Annotated in this window: 15 protein-coding genes and 1 pseudogene; 11 read left to right on the plus strand and 5 right to left on the minus strand. The window is 41.8% G+C overall.

Features of this window, described 5'->3' with window-relative positions; translation table 11 throughout:
• Positions 1 to 136 precede the first annotated feature (136 nt).
• A pseudogene (locus LC653_RS32745) lies at positions 137 to 685 on the plus strand (DNA polymerase III subunit beta); the annotation flags it as partial.
• 66 nt (positions 686 to 751) lie between these two features.
• Positions 752 to 2,113 (plus strand): DNA polymerase III subunit gamma/tau, encoded by a 1,362-nt coding sequence (gene dnaX / locus LC653_RS32750; RefSeq protein ID WP_229498769.1) that lies wholly within the window; start codon positions 752 to 754, stop codon positions 2,111 to 2,113.
• 319 nt (positions 2,114 to 2,432) lie between these two features.
• Here dnaX and LC653_RS32755 read toward each other — a convergent pair whose 3' ends face one another.
• On the minus strand, positions 2,433 to 3,257 hold the full coding sequence (locus tag LC653_RS32755) for a class I SAM-dependent methyltransferase (RefSeq protein ID WP_229498770.1): 825 nt from the start codon (positions 3,255 to 3,257) through the stop codon (positions 2,433 to 2,435).
• A gap of 214 nt (positions 3,258 to 3,471) precedes the next feature.
• Between LC653_RS32755 and LC653_RS32760 the strand changes: the two genes are divergently transcribed.
• The 5 genes from LC653_RS32760 (at position 3,472) to LC653_RS32780 (ending at position 9,126) form a co-directional block, all read left to right on the plus strand.
• Positions 3,472 to 5,274, plus strand: a complete 1,803-nt coding sequence (locus LC653_RS32760; RefSeq protein WP_229498771.1) for a 3'-5' exonuclease — start codon at positions 3,472 to 3,474, stop codon at positions 5,272 to 5,274.
• A gap of 425 nt (positions 5,275 to 5,699) precedes the next feature.
• Positions 5,700 to 6,425, plus strand: coding sequence for a hypothetical protein (locus LC653_RS32765; protein ID WP_229498773.1), 726 nt, complete (start codon positions 5,700 to 5,702; stop codon positions 6,423 to 6,425).
• Between the two features lie 125 nt (positions 6,426 to 6,550).
• The gene (holA, locus tag LC653_RS32770) at positions 6,551 to 7,528 is read left to right on the plus strand and encodes a DNA polymerase III subunit delta (protein WP_229498775.1); all 978 of its coding nucleotides are present in this window, start codon (positions 6,551 to 6,553) and stop codon (positions 7,526 to 7,528) included.
• Positions 7,525 to 8,373, plus strand: coding sequence for a DNA polymerase III delta subunit-related protein (locus LC653_RS32775; RefSeq protein WP_229498777.1), 849 nt, complete (start codon positions 7,525 to 7,527; stop codon positions 8,371 to 8,373). Before holA ends, LC653_RS32775 begins: the two co-directional genes overlap by 4 nt.
• Positions 8,374 to 8,451: 78 nt before the next feature.
• Positions 8,452 to 9,126 (plus strand): hypothetical protein, encoded by a 675-nt coding sequence (locus LC653_RS32780; RefSeq protein WP_229498779.1) that lies wholly within the window; start codon positions 8,452 to 8,454, stop codon positions 9,124 to 9,126.
• On the opposite strand, the gene LC653_RS32785 is transcribed toward LC653_RS32780, so the two are convergent.
• The 3 genes from LC653_RS32785 to LC653_RS32795 form a co-directional block, all read right to left on the minus strand.
• A complete protein-coding gene (locus tag LC653_RS32785; protein WP_229498781.1) occupies positions 9,127 to 9,825 on the minus strand; it encodes a hypothetical protein in 699 nt (232 codons plus the stop codon).
• Positions 9,826 to 9,866: 41 nt separating this feature from the next.
• Positions 9,867 to 11,045 carry a hypothetical protein gene (locus LC653_RS32790; protein WP_229498783.1) on the minus strand — a complete coding sequence of 393 codons (1,179 nt, stop codon included), beginning with the start codon at positions 11,043 to 11,045 and terminating at the stop codon, positions 9,867 to 9,869.
• A gap of 28 nt (positions 11,046 to 11,073) precedes the next feature.
• Positions 11,074 to 11,915, minus strand: a protein-coding gene (locus tag LC653_RS32795; protein ID WP_229498785.1) for an IS5 family transposase whose coding sequence is annotated in 2 segments (ribosomal slippage) — positions 11,074 to 11,531 and positions 11,531 to 11,915 — 843 coding nt in all. Because the reading frame shifts where the segments join, the coding sequence is not laid out codon by codon here.
• A gap of 289 nt (positions 11,916 to 12,204) precedes the next feature.
• On the opposite strand from LC653_RS32795, the gene ssb reads away from it, so the two are divergent.
• Both ssb and LC653_RS32805 read left to right on the plus strand, forming a co-directional pair.
• On the plus strand, positions 12,205 to 12,588 hold the full coding sequence (gene ssb / locus LC653_RS32800; protein WP_229498787.1) for a single-stranded DNA-binding protein: 384 nt from the start codon (positions 12,205 to 12,207) through the stop codon (positions 12,586 to 12,588).
• A gap of 73 nt (positions 12,589 to 12,661) precedes the next feature.
• The gene (locus tag LC653_RS32805; RefSeq protein ID WP_229498789.1) at positions 12,662 to 13,081 is read left to right on the plus strand and encodes a hypothetical protein; all 420 of its coding nucleotides are present in this window, start codon (positions 12,662 to 12,664) and stop codon (positions 13,079 to 13,081) included.
• A gap of 400 nt (positions 13,082 to 13,481) precedes the next feature.
• Here the strand turns inward: LC653_RS32805 and katG are convergent, their stop codons facing one another.
• Positions 13,482 to 15,776: a catalase/peroxidase HPI gene (katG, locus tag LC653_RS32810; RefSeq protein WP_229498791.1), complete on the minus strand. Its 2,295-nt coding sequence runs from the start codon at positions 15,774 to 15,776 to the stop codon at positions 13,482 to 13,484.
• A 687-nt stretch (positions 15,777 to 16,463) separates the two neighbouring features.
• Here katG and LC653_RS32815 point away from each other — a divergent pair.
• Positions 16,464 to 17,240: a ParA family protein gene (locus LC653_RS32815; RefSeq protein ID WP_229498793.1), complete on the plus strand. Its 777-nt coding sequence runs from the start codon at positions 16,464 to 16,466 to the stop codon at positions 17,238 to 17,240.
• On the plus strand, positions 17,237 to 18,226 hold the full coding sequence (locus LC653_RS32820) for a ParB/RepB/Spo0J family partition protein (protein WP_229498795.1): 990 nt from the start codon (positions 17,237 to 17,239) through the stop codon (positions 18,224 to 18,226). The genes LC653_RS32815 and LC653_RS32820 overlap by 4 nt, the downstream gene beginning before the upstream one ends.
• Positions 18,227 to 18,257 lie beyond the last annotated feature (31 nt).

An 18,257-nucleotide genomic window follows, 5' to 3' on the forward strand; every position in this document is an offset into this window, starting at 1 on the left:
GTAACTCCACCACGTAAAGAAGCATCTGTTGCTGTTTAATACCTTAGATTATTCATACTTTTGCTAAGTCTCTGATTAACTCAGCCCTGCTGGGTCATTTTGTATAGCTTAGTCTAAACTCCAGTATCTAGCCGAACGCAAGCAAAAGGTTGTCAAAATCCTCTGGGAATTAGAAGCTACACAGGCAACACTATACACCGAAGCTACTGATATTGGGGATGCAGTTGACTCGGTACTGATGAAATCAGTAACTAGTAATTCAGAAAACATCAGTATTGGATTAAATATCGACTACCTGATCGAAGGATTAAAGCATATCAGTACTGATGAAATAGTGGTGCGGTGCAACAAACCCACGCAACCAGTCATTGTCTGCCCGATGGGAGGACTGCTCAATCAGTTGTATCTGGTAATGCCTGTAGAAATCAAGCAGGGGTTTGAAAAGGTAAATAGCCAAAGTACAAAGGCAAAAGTTAGGACTCAAAGTGAGCCTGGTACTGAAGAAGTAACAGAGGTTAGCACTCAAACTGAGTCTGGCACTGAAGAAGTAACAAATGTGGCACAGGCAACAGACCATAGTGAAACTCCTCAAATAGAAACGCCATCCGTGGTAGCCAAAGATACTACCAAAGGTAAGTCAACCTCACGATCGCCACGAACGAAAAAAGAAGCGGCGACTGCCTAAAAAATCAAACTTCCTACCAACCACACTGGTAGGGAGTAAATAAAACACTCGTTTATCATCAAAATTATGTACCAACCACTACATCTCAAATACCGTCCCCAGACACTTAGTGAAGTAATCGGGCAGGAACATATCGTCCGCACTCTCATAAATGCGATACTCCCAGGAGGGAGTCACTCCGCGATCGCGCAACGCCCGCCTTCTCCTAAAGGAGACGCGCAAGGGACGGCGATCGCACTCCAGAAGATTGCACCCGCCTATCTATTCAACGGCCCCAAAGGTACAGGCAAAACCAGTACCGCCCGCATCATCGCCAAATCCCTCAACTGTCAGTCAACCCAAGAGCCGACAACCAAGCCCTGCGGAGAATGCAATTCATGTAAGGGAATTACAGCCTCTTCTTCCCTGGATGTAACTGAGTTAGATGCTGCCAGCAATAGCGGGGTAGAAACAATCCGCGAGTTAATTTCCACTACCCAGTTTGCACCAGTTGAGGGAAGGTACAAAATTTTCATTATTGATGAATGTCATGCCCTAAGCAGTCAATCGTGGCAAGCACTCCTCAAGACTATTGAAAATCCACCCCGTCATGTAGTTTTCATCTTCTGCACAACTGAAATACACAAGGTTCCTGAAACTATTATCTCGCGCTGTCAAAAGTTTGATTTTAGGAGAGTAGGGCTAGAAACACTTGTTCAGTATTTATCAAAAGTTGCCCAGAATGAAAACATCAACATTAACGCACCTGGTATTTGGGCGATCGTCAAATCTTGTGGAGGTTTTATTCGCAACTGTCTTGTATTGCTCGATCAATTGAGCAACCTGGGAGTAGATGAAATCACGCCAAACTGGGTTTGGGAATTATCAGGTGTTGTTCCCGAACATGACCTACTTACCCTAACCGAAAATCTTGCTAAAGGAGACGTAACAGCTAACTTACAAATCCTCCAAGACTTAATTGAGTATGGCAAAAACCCATTCGTCATATACTCAAGTTTAACTGGGTTTCTCAAAGACCTGCTAGTGGCTAAAACTACCCCTGATAATAGACAAATTACTCAACTGGAGGAAGACATTTGGCAGGAACTCGTTACTATTTCTCAGATGTGGGAACTAAGCCAGATTCAGGCAAGTATTGCCCTGTTAATGTCAAGACAACAGTTAATGCGTGACTCGGAGGCAGCTAAACTTTGGTTGGAAGCGACACTCATTGAGTTAAGCAATATCAAAGAAGAAAAACAACCTTGGACTAATTGGAAAACAATCCAAGATGCTATAAATTGGGGTAAGGGACAACTCCCACATTTATCTCAATCTGAACTCGAAAGGCATTGGAACAATCTTACTCCCATTAAAGGTAAAAAAGCACCTGCATGGGTACAAATGATACAAGAGCTTCAGATGAAGTCTCAATTACAAACTGCCTAATTCAAATGTTCGTCACTTTGTAAAAACACTTACTTTCCCCAATAAAAACTTTGGGGAAAGATTTTTCAGGCTTATTCCAAAATCACATTAAATATAATATACGTGCATCTACAGCAATATCTACCTTGTGCAGTCAGCCTCAATATTAATAAAGACTGACCTGACTTGAAAGCAAAAAATTAAGATATCAAGTAATACCACAACAAAATTTAACAACTGGCATTCTGGAAGTATCTGATTAAAATTATGCCAGTTGAAGCAATTAGCCTTCGTACAGGACTTGAATTACCAGCAGCAAGTAGACATTTGTGCAATTCTCTTAACCTCTCACGGGTGCTTTGCGGGCAACATGAACAGCAGAAAGAAACGAGAGTTGTACGCTATCTCCAAATTTTTCTAGCTTCTGGCGCAATCCTGCAAATAGTAACTCTTTGGCTTGTGGCTCTAGTCTCCGCAAGGTACTCAAAAGCTTGAGGTAGTCATCAATACTATAGGTAACTTCACACGTAGTTTGCTTGACAACCAACTCTTTAAAACAATTGGAGTCTAAAATCTCTTGTCCAAACCCCCTCAAAATCTCCGCTTGAATCTGGGCACCTTCATATCGAACAAAGGAAGGCGCATAAGCTTGATACACTTCCTCAAGCACTTGGTAAACTTCGTATTTCGGTTCTGGGGTCAGATTCCATAGCAGGATAAGAAAACCGTTATCACACATTGCCGATGCTGCCTTGGTATATCTAATCTCTGGCGGTATCCAGTGAAAGGCATTGGCAGATATAACAGCATTGAACTGTTTTGCTTCTAGTTCCCACTCCTCAAATGAAGTATTGCAAATTGTAACTTTTGGATATCGATCGCAGTTGTGTTGTGCCAAATGATAAAAATCCTGGTTTGGCTCAATACACGTCATTGAAAAACCAAATTGAGCAAAAGCCACCGTCGCATTTCCTGGGCCACAACCAACCTCAAGAATCGATGCATCTGAGTCAAGTTGGGCTAAAGCCACAGACCAATCAATTAGTTCCTTTGGATAGTGCGGTCTTGCATTGTAATAAATATCAGCAACGGGAGAATACCAAGTCCTTCGCTGTTCCAAATCCATAGAAGCTCTGGCATTTATTTCTTGTCTAAAGTCTTGCATAAGCTAGGGCGTGTCAGCGATGAAGTCCAATTTCATTTTAGAACCAGCAAGGGATCTGTCAAAATTTTTATTAATAACCACATACACAGCCGCTTTCAATATTCGCACTTCCTAATAATCTAGACATAATTTTTGAGGTATTTTTATCATCAAAAAAACCACCAGCTAAACCACAAGTATTCATGCCAAAAAAGAGTAATTAATTTTGGAAATTATGAATTACAACCACCGAGATTTTATTACCAAATCTGGTAATAAGATTATCGTTGATGAGGAAAGACTCGACATATTCTGGTCAGATACTACCCCAATACCTGAGTGGCATCCCACAGTAAATATTCCGACCTACGGGGCGCTCAAAACTCTGGTAGTCGATATTGAGACGGCAGGGATAAACCCAAGAGAAAATCGTATCTATGCAATTGGCTGTATGAGGGAGACAGGGGAGATTGCCATCTTTATGGATCAAGCCGAAAGTCAAATCCTCCTGGAGTTTTTCAAACACCTAGAAGCAAGCAAACCAGAAGTAATTTACACCTACAATGGAACAGAATTTGACCTACCGTTTCTCATCACCCGCTGCGAGTTACATGGCATTTCTCATCCATTTAGAATTGCATCTAAGAAGCGCACTATCCGAACTGCCCAAGTACGCGGTGAACCACTGGAAATTCGGGAGGTATTCATCCGCAACTGCCTGCACGTAGATATCTTTATCTGCGTTCTCAGGTGGGATTTTGTCGCCAAGGAACTTACTAACGGGCGATCGCTTAAACAGGTGGTACTGGAAATGGGATTGCGTAAGCAAGCGCGACTAGTTCTCCCCTATGAAGAAATTCTCGCCTGCTGGAAAGCCGGTTCTGGTAGTAGGGGATGGCAGAAAATCAAGGATTACCTTATTTACGACTTGGAAGATACGCAACTCATAGCTAACAGACTTGTACCCTCATATCACTATGAAGCACTGGTTGTACCGGAGATAGCCCTCGCTGGTAACGGCACCAAGTGGAAGCAAATATTCTCGCATCACTACCCAGGATACAAACCCAAACCCGACCGTAAGTATAAATTCCAAGGGGGGATAGCCTACTCTATTCCAGGACTATATAAAAAGGTTGGATACATCGATATCAGTTCTATGTACCCCAAAACCATCTTGTCGAAAGGGATTGTCTCTCGTAAAGATACAAAGCGAATCGGCTTGAGCATCTTGCAATATTTGGTAAATGAGAAATCAAGGTTGGAACAAGTTGCCAGCACCGGAGACATTGTTGCCAAGGAAAAAAGAGAATCCACCAAAGTTTTAGCTAATTCTCAGTTTGGGTTCTTCGGAACATCGGAACTCGCCTTCAACGATATGGAAGCAGCCGCCTTAGTAACAGCTTACGGTCGGCGCATCCTACAATTCATGATTGAGGTAATCAATAATGCTGGTGCAACCCCTGTAGAAGTTGATACTGACGGGGTGTTCTTTACTCACCCTAACCCAGAAAAAGTATATGCCACACTTCAGTCTCAATTACCCAAAGAGATAACCGTCAAATTAGAGTTTATTGCCAATGCAATGTTTATTCCGCAAAGGGGAACTAAGAACTATCTGTTATGGCTAAAAGATAACTGGATTATCCGCAAAGGTAGTTGGAGAAGCCGTTCTCGCTCAAAACTAGAGAAAGAATTCCCTGTTGAATATCTAACCTACTTAATCCAAAACCAATCCACGGCAGAGGAATATTTCAGAGAAGTAAAATCGCAGATTTTATCAGGAAAATACCCGAGAGAAAAACTCTGCATTACTCGCAAAATTCGTGTTGGGGAAAAAGAACTTCTTAAATTAGGAAAACCTGGTGATGTAGTAATTTACTATTACGGAATCAGAGGTATTACTAATATTAGCACTAATGAGAGCTATTCACGTCAATACTATCTTGACATTATAGAAAAAAGACGAGAAGAAATCCTCAAAATAGCCGCTCCTGAAATACTAGAAGGTAATAAACGTCAGTTATCTCTTTTCTAGATGAATAAACTTGATATTTAACCTAATACCAAATTTATGTGAGGCTGCATAGAATAATTTCCTTGTCCGGCATGGAGTTTCAAGTGTTTTATTCTGTGCATCTTCATAGAGAATTGGTATAAGCGCTGAAAATAACAAATATCAAGTCTTTTTTCAATTCATGAATTCTCAATCATTTGTAAATGATGACAAATGCTTACAACCAAATCGGCTTTCATTAAAGTATTTTCAGGTATTCGTACAAACAAAAAATATGTCATCAAAAATCAGATTAGCAACCACAGTGTCAGTCATCAATTAACTGATTAAAATCGTTAATTTATTGATGTATTAATGGAGATATTATTCTTAAATTGAAAAAGTAACCAATGAAAAATAAATCCTCATATCGCAAGCCCAGGCTTAATAAAAAACAAAGGGCTTGGGTGAACTCATTCCTTGCATTTCATCCTAATGCCAGAGTTAGAAATATCTATGAATTAGATGGCGATCGCGTTGTTGAAATTGAGTGGTGGGAAAATACAAACCCAGTAATATTAGACCCAAAAACCTACATTCAAGGAATTATCAGCTACAAGATGCGGGTCAAACTAAGGAAATTTGGTGATGCGAGAAAAACAGCCGAGTTCTCGTACCGGATCACCCCGCCAGAAAAACGAAGTGCATCATGGCACTTAACAGGCCAACTTTCTCTAGAACTTCCCCAGTGTTACAAAGTTGCAGAACCAAACAACCCAGTTATCGTTAAACCAAAAAGGAGGAATACTAAAACCAAGAAAGTTAAAAAATTAATTCAGCATACTCTTCCTCTATCAGGAATTAGTGCCCAACTTCATACTATGAATATCGAAGATGGTGGTGTTCCTTTATCCGAACAAGAACTATTACTAGAAAGCGTATCGCACCTAAATTTAGATACTGGTAAAGAGACTAAACTTCCAGGAGCTATAGTCAAAATTCTTTCCAAGAAAAAAGCCAGCTTAAAGGAATGGGAAACAGCTATTGCGCTATATGAGGTAACTGGTTCTAGTGGATTAATAGAATATCTCCAACAATTGGATTCTTGGCGGAAATATTTGGGTACTCAACCAGTAGAAAACCCTGCTGATAAAGTCTCAAATCAGAAGTCAGTACAGTCAGTACAAAATTAAGTGTAAGTATTTGCTGATCGCTATATTTTGCTAGCGGCTATATAACAAATACTAAGGATATGGAAAGAGTTACTACTAACTCTTATTTTTTAAACCACCGCTTCCGACTAACGCCTGATAAATAAATGTTTATCGAATCTATCATGACTGTATATCTATACTACGGCGAAGATAGCTACTCACTCAATCAAAAAATTGATTATTTAGTGAATCAAAATGTTCATGCGGAATGGAAAGCTTTCAATTACGTCAAGCTATTTGGAAATGAGAGAAATATTGCTGCCAAAGTCTTTACCGAGGTTATGACCTTGCCCTTTGGAGAAGGTAACAAAATTATTCATACAGACAGCGACTCTCTAATTGGAAGTTTATCAAATGAAGATAATAACCAAGAACTTGAAAATCAACTTTCCCAAATACCTTCAAGCAACATTCTTCTAATTACTGGTAATAAAAAGCCAGATTCTCGCAGGACAGTAGTAAAAATTATCCTAAAATATGCCCAACAAGAAGAGTTTCCCCTGATCTCTAGTTGGGATAAAAAGGGGATAGTTAACTTGATAGGAAAGTATGCAGCTACCCATCAAGTTAAACTCACTCCAGATGTCACTGATTACTTAGCTGAAGCAATTGGCAATAATACTGCACGAGCCGATAGCGAATTCGCTAAACTTGCTGTTTATGCAAGCGGACAAATAATCTCTGTTGAGGAAGTCAAACATCTCATTGGTAATCAGAATACTGACTACATAAAGCTTACTATTGCTATGTTAAAAAACCATCCAAGTTTAGCAATAGTGAAGGTATCTAAACTACTAGGCAATAATGAACACCCGCTCAAAATAGTAGCAACACTTACCTCTATTTTCCGCACTTGGTTAATAACCAAAGCTGGGATAGAAACTAAATTATCTGATACGAAGATTGCAGAAATAGCAGAACTGAAAAATCCCAAAAGATTGTATTACCTCAAAGATGAAGTCAAGTTTGTAGGCGTTAAAAAGCTTAAAACCAGCCTTACTTTACTTGTACAACTCGAAGCCGAACTCAAAAGCGGAGTTGACAACCTAACCAGTCGAATTGCTGAAATTTCTACGATATGAAAAACAACCCATTTACAGAAATCACCGGACAGCATACCGCCAAACTTCTCCTGACTGAAGCAATCGAACAGAATAAAATTGCTCCTGCATACCTATTTAGCAGTCAAGTTGAGGGAGTAGGGAAAGGAAAAACCGCTCTGGCGATCGCAACTGAGATCGCAGGAGAAAATAACCATCTAGACATCTTACAAATCAAACCAACCCATCCCGAAAACACCTCCCAGCAGAAAGGTATACCTGCTATTCGAGTAGAACAGGTGCGCGAGGTAATTGAATTTCTATCAACTAGTGCAGTCAAGGCCAAGCAAAAGGTGGTGATTATCCACGAAGCAGATATGCTCAACCCTACCGCCGCCAACAAACTTCTCAAGACGCTGGAAGAACCGAAAACTGGAACATTTATCCTGATCTCGTCCTATCCTCAAAAGCTATTACCTACTATCAAGAGTAGGTGTCAAATCATACCTTTCCAAAGGTTAACTGATGAGGAGGTTATCTCTGTCCTCAAAGACCAACAAATCGAGGTAACAGAAAAAATACTAGCTATCAGTTCAGGTAGTCCTGGTCAAGCGATCGCCAACATCACAATGTTAGCTTCCATCTCAAAAGAAATCACAAGTCAACTGGAAGTACCTCCTGACGATATCCTCAACGCACTCAGTTTGAGTAACTCCATCTCAAGCTGGAATCACGAGACACAATTATGGCTGCTTACCTACCTGCAACACAACTGGTGGCAGAAATTCAAAAGCACTCAATTGCTAGCTAAATTCACCCAAGCAAGGAAGCAATTGCTGCATCACGTTACTCCTAGAAGCGTTTGGGATAACCTACTTCTGCCATAGCAAAACCCATCCATTATCAAAAAGCACTGCCAGTTAGAAGTATTTCTAGCTGGCAGTATTTATTTACACATAAGGAATATGAACCAGCAGCAAAGCTTATTCGATGTCGAAGAAACCATCCGTAACAGCAAAAGCCAAAAAGCTAGCGAAATTCTTACTCCTAGCACTAGAAAGATACTTCAATTACTAACCAGCCAAGGGATTAACAAAGTTGTAACAGCCAGTCTACTTGATCTAGCAGGAGCAAGTCATGAAATTGTTCAATACATCGTCGGGCCAATTGTGACTCAGCAGAACGGCTGGCAACAGTCAATTCCATCGTGGGTAGGAAAAGCGATCGCAGTTGATAGATTAGATGCAGCGTTAAGAGAGATAGACAAGGGAGAAGTAGGTAAACTCGCCTCTAGCAGCGAAGTTGTTGCACTGATGATGCCAATTGCTTTTGAAGTGCCGCTATCATCCGAATGGACAGATGTTTACCTCTGGGCAAGTCATGATGCCCTCGTCAGGCACAGACCTTTTGAGAATTTCAAATACGATCAACTGTGGGAGAAGATTGGTACAACCCCAGTTCAGTATGAAAAAATCCGCTCTGATTATGAAACCCTAGCTGCTGATATCCGTTCTCGCATAGTCAAACACACGGCGAAAGAAGGGTGGGGTAAAAGGTCGTCAAATAAGAACAAACACCCTGTTAAAGCAACTACAACTGAAAGTAATATTCAGATGGAGCAATTATCACTATTCTCATAATTAATTTTCAGTCCTTTTTTCAACACTCTTTTCAAAGTCCTTCCTCTCCTTCTCTGTGAGAGGAGGTAGTTCTTCTTTATAGTAAAAATTACCTATTTTCTGACACTGATTGACATAAATTCGTCTTGCTGAATCACTCGCCCTCAAGTCCTGACGTAAAAGTAATTTAAACGATTTTTCACGCTCTTTCAATTCCTTCACTGCCACAAGTATTTCTTGTGATACAGCAGGATTTTCATAAGTAGAAGAAAGTTCCTCACTTGATGAATAAATCTTTAGTTTATTGCCAGCAGGTTGAGTTAGAAGTCGCTGAGTGTTATACGAACGCCACAGACCTAACTTCTCACGCCGTAGTGACTCAATTTCAACTTCACCAACTCGGTCTGGAGTACTGCGCCGCACGTAGACAAAACAACCTTTATCAGCTGCTATAGTCAAACTGACTTTCACACCATTACCATCAAAATAGAACAAGTCAATTAAGTCGTTCTCTGCATTAACTTCTCCAAGCTTCTCTTTATTTGATAAATCAGGCAACGCTTCTGGATTTAGCGATGGCGTAGCATTATTAATATTAGCTGAGGATAATGATGGCGTAGGTGAAGAATTCGATTCTATAGCCGAGACTTTATCTTCTTTTTCTGGAGATGAACATCCAATCAGTAAGAGTAACAATCCTATAAATAAGTAGTTTTTCATAAAAATAAATTTGTATTTGTCAACTAACAATAAAATATTAATTATTGCTTCCCACTCAACCGACCTGTTTGATAAAAATCACACAGGCTAGGGAAAGCTTTTTCTAAAAGCCAGTTGCGCCCAACTTCTGATTCAGGAATATTATAAGCAGCCATGTAATAACCACTTCTGTAAGCAGCTACACCTAAACAAGCTTGTAAGCTGGATATCGCCCGTGAAGAAGCTGGAATAGCCATCAAATCTTCCAAATGACTGGGATGATAATTTTGTCCTACCAGCATGAAATAAACCAAAGTATGAACCAACCGTGATAAAACAACTGTTCGGTCTTGCCAACGTTCTAAATGAGACTCGATACAGAAGTAATCAGGTAAATCAGCCACCTGAGATTCATCATCAAGGAATAAATCGCTCTGGCTTTCGATAAAACTGGAATCCAGACCTATAAACTGTTTCAGAAAAACAAGCGTTTTCCCCCAACGTTCCTGTCCCTCAGTTTCAGCAGAAAACGCACCTTCTGAATACTGCGAACCGTACTTCTGTTGGAGTTCGGCAACAGCCTCTTGATTGATATCACCCTGCCAATCAGATTTAGTAAAAAACTCTTTTAAAATCTCTTGTAAATAAATGGGTGAAAACTCATTAACATCTGGAGATTCATCATCAAAATCATCTTCATAAGTATCAATAATAAATTTATCTAACTCGATTTCTAGCTCTTGCTTTCTATTAACTGGTAGTAATGATTTAGCGTCTTCTAACGATAGAGGAAAATCTAAATAAGGATGACCTTTGGCTAAGTAAGAATCACCCAAATCTGCTAAAATTTCAAGCGCGATAGTCCTGACAAAATACTCATCTTGTGGATGCACGCATACTCGGTCTAGTTCCTTATCCACTAGCATCATGGTAGTTGCCAGTAGGGCAAACCATGACGCATCGTGCAAACAAGTCGGTAAATCAGCAATTAAATCTACTAACTTTAGTTCTAGGATTTCTCCCCAAACGCCTATCCTAGTTGTATTTGAAACATCACAAAAATGCTCTACATCTTCTCCAACAGATGTTTCTCCTAACCAGGTAGGATTTTCTACCCGCAAAGGAAAGGAGTAGTCAGAAGTCAGCTGGTTTTGGCTATCCTCATCCGACTGTATCCACATCAAAGCCAAAAGCATCAGCTTACAAATACTTACTCGCTTCAGGAGAAGATATTCAAGCATAAGTCATTAGACCTCTTGCAAAAGTCGCTCAGAAAGATTGGGTTTGGGGGAGAAGAAGCTCATAATTATAGAGAGCAGCAATCAAATTAAACCTCAAACTAAATCTTTTTCGACGATTTCTATAAGTAAGTGACAAAATTTTAAACACCTTCAACTTTCGATGTACATGCTCACCTAAAACTCTAATTCTGGCTAATTCTTTATTACTCTTTTTATCTTCATAACTTAATTTACCTCCTCTAGGTTTCTTCTTGGGAATCCGACTGTTGCTATGTAGCTTTTGGATACCTTGATAACCTTTATCTCCTAAACACTCGATGTTTTCTCTCAACCTCACTTGACTATTTTTAAATATACGGAAATCATGCTCTCTACCCTTACCATGAGCGGTGCAGATGATTTCACCATTTGATTGGTCTACTACTAACTGTGACTTCAACGTATGTTGTTTCTTTTTACCACTGTAGAATTTTTTTTGTTTTTTTTAGGACGCTCAATCGGACTTTCTGTAACATCAATTACTACCACTTCTAACTGATAATTAGAAGTAGCTAATTTTTTCTTCCCTGGAAGGGTGAATGTCCTAGATTTCATCAGCGTATCTTCTATTTTTCGGATAATTCGGTATGCCGTAGACTCGTTTACTCCCCACGATTGACCAATATGAAAGTAAGTTCGGTATTCTCTCCAATATTCCAATGTCATCAACAATTGGTCTTCCAAGCAAAGCTTACCTGGTCGTCCTGTCTTTTGTTTTTGCTGACTGTGCGATCGCACTACCTCGAGCATTTGGTTAAAAGTATCCGGACGTACGCCACATAAGCGTTTAAAGTCTTCTGGCTTCAGACTTTTTACCTGTTCGTAAGTCATAGATGCTACCCAACTCTAACTTACTTCTCCCACGCATCTGGGACTTTTGCAAGAGGTCTATTATTTATAATTTTTAGATGCATACCACGCTAATTGCGATACCACCATAGCACAGAGTAACTTGTCGTTCCCTAGTAAAAACCACAATACTGTGAGAAGCAGAGAAAAAATAACTCATAAGTATGAATAAAAAAGAATGTGGTTTAAATAAAACAACTCGTCAAAATAATAAATCCTGAAAGAACTAATGCTGACGCAGCAATAATAGAAATATATAAATCCTCGCGTTATGAACTATATCAACAAAGTCATGCTGGTTGGCAGATGCGGACAAGAACCAGAACTCAAATATTTCGAGTCCGGCGCAGTTAAGGCTTCAATTTCTATTGCGGTAAGACCACCCTACAGAAGTGAACAAGCCCTTTGGTTTGATTTAGTCGCCTGGGGAAATCAAGCAGAAGTGATTGGAAATTACGTTCGTAAAGGAACCCAAATTGCAATTACTGGCGAGTTTGGATTCGACCGTTGGGCAGATAAAAATTCTGGCACTATGCGGCAAAAACCCGTAATTACAATCAACGCTATTGAATTGTTAGGTTCACCCCGTAAGGAAGAATCTACATCCACTTCTGCACCAAATGAAACACAGGCTGTAGCTAACGCAAATTTCTAGGAAATTACAAATCGCCTATGCACTATAAATCGTAGGCGATAAACCATCTAATCAATCTACAAATAAAACGAACATGATTCATAATACTGCAACTATCAATCTTAAGTCAGTGAACACTACCCACGACAAAGAAGGTTCCTTGATTGCCTTTGGGATCGCCGAATTCTACTACCGTTCCAAGGAGGGAATAGTTGCTGACGAGATGCCATTCCGTTCCAAGGGCGCACCCGCCGTCGTTATTAACGAGCAAGGGGAAGGCGTACACGGTACAGCAGAAGGATATCTCGATTTAATAGTAGATAACAGGGGTGAGTATAAAGAAAAGATTGCCACATTCGTGATCAGAAATTTTATATCAGCACAACCTATCAACGAACTTACTCAGGTTAGCAAAAACACTCAATCACCTGAAACTCCCGATTTTGCCAAGGAACTACTCGAAGATAATGTTACTTCGACAGATGAAGACCTAGACGATGAACCTCCGTTCTAGTCCCAATTAACTGAATAATGCTAGTGCAGACAGGCTTACTTGTTGACACTAGCATGATTTTTTACAGAAATCTAGAATAAAAATCCACTGTTTGGTAGAATCGCTGACATGGATTACAAAATTGCTTCATTAACATCCCATATTGCCTAAACCAATAAATCCAATTTTCATTTCAACTACCTTTTTAGAATTGAATCTAAGTGCGATCGCAGTGCTTCAGTCCAACGGCGTTAGGTCGCAAAAACTTTTAAGTGACAAACGAGATAATCTCGTTCGTATTGCTTTAATCCAAAGCGCAAGGTTCCTCTTGCCGTGGATAAGAACGCTGCTTATCCACGGTGAGTTCTTCAAAGCGCAGCGATACACCCGTGGAGTTCGGGTGTGTTGAGCGCTCAAGACTTTAGCGGGTCTGTTCAGCGCCAACGTCGAAGCGATCAAGCATCATCACCTTGTTCCAGGCTGCGACGAAGTCCTTGACCATCCGCTCGTGACCGTCATCAGCGCCATAGACTTCAGCAATCTGACGCAGTTCCGCATTCGAGCCGAAGATGAGATCGCAGCGGGTTGCGGTGAACTTCGCTGCACCGGTTTCGCGATCGCAGATATCAAAAAACATCTCGCGATGGTCAGCAGGCTTCCACTCGTAGTCCATACTTGTCAGGACACGGAAAAAGTCATTGGTCAAGACACCCGGTCGGTCAGTGAAGCTACCGTGCTTTGAATAGTCCCAATTCTGATCGAGCGCGCGAAGTCCGCCGACCAGAACCGTCCATTCGGGCGCGGTCAGCGTCAGGAGCTGCGCTCGATCCAGGAAGATACGCTCCGGCTTCACCTTATAGCCAACTGCCTCATTGTGATAATTTCTGAAACCGTCCGAAACTGGCTTCAGAAAGTCAAAGCTTGCAACATCTGTCAGCTCCTGAGTCGTATCCATCCGCCCCGGAGTAAACGGGACGGCAACGGCAAGCCCAGCCTCTTGTGCAGCCTTCTCGATCGCAGCACAACCACCGAGGACGATCAGGTCTGCGATCGAGATTTTTTTGTTGCCCGACTGAGCGCCGTTAAAGTCCGCCTGAATGCGATCGAGGGTCGATAGCACCTCGCCGAGTTCCTGCGGGCGGTTCATTTCCCAGTCCTTCTGGGGATTGAGGCGAACGCGCGCCCCATTTGCACCGCCGCGCTTGTCGGAATGGCGGTGACTCGATGCCGCTGCCCAAGCGGCTGACACGAGCGCCGAAACCGAGAGTCCACTCGCTAAAATCTGATCCTTAAGCGACTTGATATCGGCGGCATCAACGACATCATGATCCAGTGCCGGAATTGGATCTTGCCAGATCAGATCTTCCTCTGGGACTTCCGGACCAAGATAGCGCGTTTTCGGACCCATGTCTCGATGGATCAGCTTATACCAGGCGCGTGCGAACGCATCGCTGAAGTAATCGAAGTCCCCCAAGAAGCGCTGACAAATCTCGTGATAGGTCGAATCGACCTTCAACGCAATGTCCGAAGTCATCATCATTAACGGGTGTTCAACCCCCAGCAGATGAGCATCCGGTGTCTTCGGCGCATCAGGATTGCTTGGCTTCCACTGAATCGCACCTACTGGACTCTTTGTTTGTTCCCAGTCGTACTTAAAAAGATTGGTTAGGTAACTATTGTCCCACTGGGTTGGGTTTGGAGTCCACGATCCTTCGATCCCGTTCGTCATCGTATATTCGGCAAACCCAGTGCCTTCAAGGTTCTGCCACCCCAAGCCCATAGCCTGAATCGGCGCGGCTTCCGGTGCTGGACCAATCTTGTCCGGCGAGACCATGCCATGACTTTTGCCAAAGGCATGACCGCCTGCAATCAGCGCGACAGTCTCTTCGTCATTCATGCCCATCCGCGCAAACGTCTCGCGAATGTCTCGCGCCGAGCCATAGGGGTCGCCCTCAGCGTTTGGACCCTCTGGATTGACGTAAATTAGCGCTTGGTGCGAAGCTGCTAGCGGGTTCTCAAGGTCGTAGTATTGCTCGTTCGGTTTCCCAACCCACCGAATCGTGCGAGTGACCATCTCATCAGGATGACCAGGGTGTTCCTTAACATCGTCAACCGAATCGCCGTTCCAGAATTCGGGTCCCCAGTATGTCGAGCGATCCGCCTCCCAGGCATCCATGCGACCGCCACCAAAACCGAAGGTCTTAAACCCCATGATTTCGAGCGCGCAGTTGCCCGTCAGAACCATCAGATCAGCCCAGCTTAGTGCCGCACCATATTTCTGCTTGATGGGCCAGAGCAGCCGTCGTGATTTATCTGTGTTCCCATTATCCCACCACGAATTGATGGGTGCGAAGCGTTGCATACCCTGACTCGCTCCACCACGACCGTCCGCGATCCGGTAGGTGCCTGCTGAGTGCCACGCCATGCGAATCATTTGAGGTCCATAATTCCCATAGTCGGCGGGCCACCAGTCCTTTGAATCGGTCAGCAGCGCTTTGATATCGCTCTTCAACTGTTCAAAGTCAAGCTTCGCGAAGGCTCCTTTGTAATCGAAATCTCGCAGTGGGTTAGCTTGGGGCAAATTTTGGTGAAGCAGTTCGACCTGAAGTCGGTTCGGCCACCAATCATCGACTTGCGGCTTGGAGCCGAGCGCGCCGCCAATGCGGGTTCCCCGGAAGGGACATTGTGCAGGAGGGGTGGCAGGGTTGTTGTTCATGGGGCTGTTATTCATTCAGTTCAATCCTTCTTCATTAAGTTCAATTCTCTCTAACAGTTTATGTTAGTCAAGCTGTGTTGAGCGCCGCCATTTGTGGCGGTTTGAACGGCAAGTGCCTTCATCGCTAAAGTTCTTGCAAGTGCTGAATGAGCTACCCTTTGCTAACCCCACCCCCCCTGCTACGATTATCATTTTTATTAACAGCTTTTTGAGTATTTTAGCTGATTGACAAAATGCACTTTTTCTTAACAGGTCACGGGTGGTGCAGGTTTAAACATTTTCTTCTTAATCAAAAACCTAAAGCTTTGTCTAGCTATACTTTTCCCAGTATTAGTTTTTAATTTATAACAGGTTCAATTCTATAAAAAGTCAATGCAAACAAACTAATGAAAAATCAATATTTCTAAAACTCTCTCGTTTCTAAACCACAGTGTAATGCAACTACTGTGTGGCAAATAGTCTGCATTTTTGATATTTTTGGCGGGTTTGTGATAAATTCGAGCGTAACTCTACTTTGAGTATGTTGACCTGAGCTTGGCTTGTTCTTTGTTCGTAATCCCGTAACACCTCGGGAATATAATACTTTCAATCTGGTAAGGGTTCCAGGGACGTGTGACAGTCAGTAAAGAATCGCATTCTCTACTTAAGAACCCTATTACCTACTTAAGAACCTTATTACCTATGTACATGTCATCAACCAAAATAATCGCAACTTTTAATCAGTCAGGTGGTGCTGCTAAGACGACAATTACACACAATCTTGGGTATCACCTAGCCCAAAAACACCGTGTACTACTTGTGGATATGGACCCACAGGCATCACTAACAGCCTTTATGGGATTAGGGGAAATTAAGCTCAAAACTGAGCAAACTATTTATAGTGTGATCGCTGAAGAAACTCCCCTGTATATATGGGAAAAACCGATTCACGGAATGCACCTTGTACCAACAAATATCCAATTAGCAGGTACAGAGCAAAAGATTTTCCATGACCTGACCATCGATAACCGTCAACGGCTCAAGTTTGCACTCTCAAATGTACTTGACCAGTATGATTATATTTTGATTGATTGTCCGCCTTCTCTAGGAATACTAAGCATTATGAGCTTAGTAGCTGCTTCACACGTTATTATTCCTGTTGAAACACAGTATAAGTGCTATCTTGGCACTAACCAATTGCTAGAAACGATCGCCAGGCTCAAAAAAGGAGGACACCAGAAATTACAAATTGCCTGTATAATTCCAACCAAATACGATAATCGTAATCTTCAAGATACAGGAATATTGGAAGAGATTAAACAACAGGTTGAAGGACGCATCCATGTCACTGCTCCAATTCCTAAATCAACAGCTTTTCCTGACGCGACCCAGGCACATCTACCACTTGCACTCCACAAGAAAAACCACCCCGCAGTTAGCATACTCGAAGAAATTACAAAATATATCACTCAACCTCAACTATGAGCCAAAAACGCGAACTAGAAAAACTCACCGGACTCGATAATTTATTTGGAGATGAAGAGGAGCAACTCTTATCTGAAACCACTTTACCAATATCCGCAATTATCCTCCCGCCTAGCCAACCCCGTCGTTATTTCGATCCCAAAAAACTTCAATCCCTCGCCGATAGTATCAAGCAAGAGGGTTTACTTGAACCTATTCTTGTCCGACCAGTTGGTGAACTAAACACCACTGTACTCAAGTCAGGAGTTATACCGACGCAATTAGCTTATGAACTCATCGCTGGTGAGCGCCGTATCGAAGCTTCTAAACTTGCTGAAAAAACAGATATTCGTGTCCACATTATTAACTGTGACGAGAAAACAGCACGCAAACTCAGACTTATAGAAAATCTCCAACGAGAAGACCTTAACGCCTTTGAGGAAACTATCGGTATCCTTGATTTTATTTCTAGTGAGTTAGAAGTTGAGTCAAATACAGCTGTGTCTCTCCTATATCAGATGAATAATGAGACAAAAGGAAATTCTAACCATAACGTTATGGTTAGTGAAGAAGCACTTGTTATACAAACAATATTCCTCCAGATAGGCAAGATATCTTGGGAATCGTTTGTATCCAACCGCCTTCCTCTACTCAAACTTCCTCAAGATATCCAAATCACCCTTGAAAAGGGTCAAATCGAGTACACAAAAGCACAAGTGATTGCACGTGTCAAGGATAATGAAAAGCGGCAAAATATTTTAAAAAAAGCTATTAAAGAAAATCTGTCATTATCTGCAATCAAAGAGCTAGTGGGGGATATTCTCCAAATTCAATCAGAAAACAAGCCGCAGTCTCCCCAGCAACAAAATAAAGAAAGAGCAAGCAAAATATACAAATCACTGCTTAAGAGCAAAATCTGGGATGACGAGAAAAAAGTAAAAAAAGTTAATCGTCTTTTTGACCAAATTGAAGCACTTTTAGAAGAAAAAAAGGAGGATGCTTCTTAGCTCGACTTGATAATTTCAGTCAGTTCAGGTG

It is taken from the genome of Nostoc mirabile CHAB5784 (assembly GCF_020829645.1).
Taxonomy (GTDB): domain Bacteria; phylum Cyanobacteriota; class Cyanobacteriia; order Cyanobacteriales; family Nostocaceae; genus Nostoc; species Nostoc mirabile.

What these genes read in the sequence shown, in the direction of transcription:
- katG (WP_229498791.1), bottom strand. Translation starts at nt 15,776, where the DNA reads ATGAACAACAACCCTGCCACCCCTCCTGCACAATGTCCCTTCCGGGGA.
- holA (WP_229498775.1), top strand. Translation starts at nt 6,551, where the DNA reads ATGTTTATCGAATCTATCATGACTGTATATCTATACTACGGCGAAGAT.
- dnaX (WP_229498769.1), top strand. Translation starts at nt 752, where the DNA reads ATGTACCAACCACTACATCTCAAATACCGTCCCCAGACACTTAGTGAA.
- LC653_RS32820 (WP_229498795.1), top strand. Translation starts at nt 17,237, where the DNA reads ATGAGCCAAAAACGCGAACTAGAAAAACTCACCGGACTCGATAATTTA.
- LC653_RS32755 (WP_229498770.1), bottom strand. Translation starts at nt 3,257, where the DNA reads ATGCAAGACTTTAGACAAGAAATAAATGCCAGAGCTTCTATGGATTTG.
- LC653_RS32780 (WP_229498779.1), top strand. Translation starts at nt 8,452, where the DNA reads ATGAACCAGCAGCAAAGCTTATTCGATGTCGAAGAAACCATCCGTAAC.
- LC653_RS32790 (WP_229498783.1), bottom strand. Translation starts at nt 11,045, where the DNA reads ATGCTTGAATATCTTCTCCTGAAGCGAGTAAGTATTTGTAAGCTGATG.
- LC653_RS32815 (WP_229498793.1), top strand. Translation starts at nt 16,464, where the DNA reads ATGTCATCAACCAAAATAATCGCAACTTTTAATCAGTCAGGTGGTGCT.
- ssb (WP_229498787.1), top strand. Translation starts at nt 12,205, where the DNA reads ATGAACTATATCAACAAAGTCATGCTGGTTGGCAGATGCGGACAAGAA.
- LC653_RS32775 (WP_229498777.1), top strand. Translation starts at nt 7,525, where the DNA reads ATGAAAAACAACCCATTTACAGAAATCACCGGACAGCATACCGCCAAA.
- LC653_RS32805 (WP_229498789.1), top strand. Translation starts at nt 12,662, where the DNA reads ATGATTCATAATACTGCAACTATCAATCTTAAGTCAGTGAACACTACC.
- LC653_RS32785 (WP_229498781.1), bottom strand. Translation starts at nt 9,825, where the DNA reads ATGAAAAACTACTTATTTATAGGATTGTTACTCTTACTGATTGGATGT.
- LC653_RS32760 (WP_229498771.1), top strand. Translation starts at nt 3,472, where the DNA reads ATGAATTACAACCACCGAGATTTTATTACCAAATCTGGTAATAAGATT.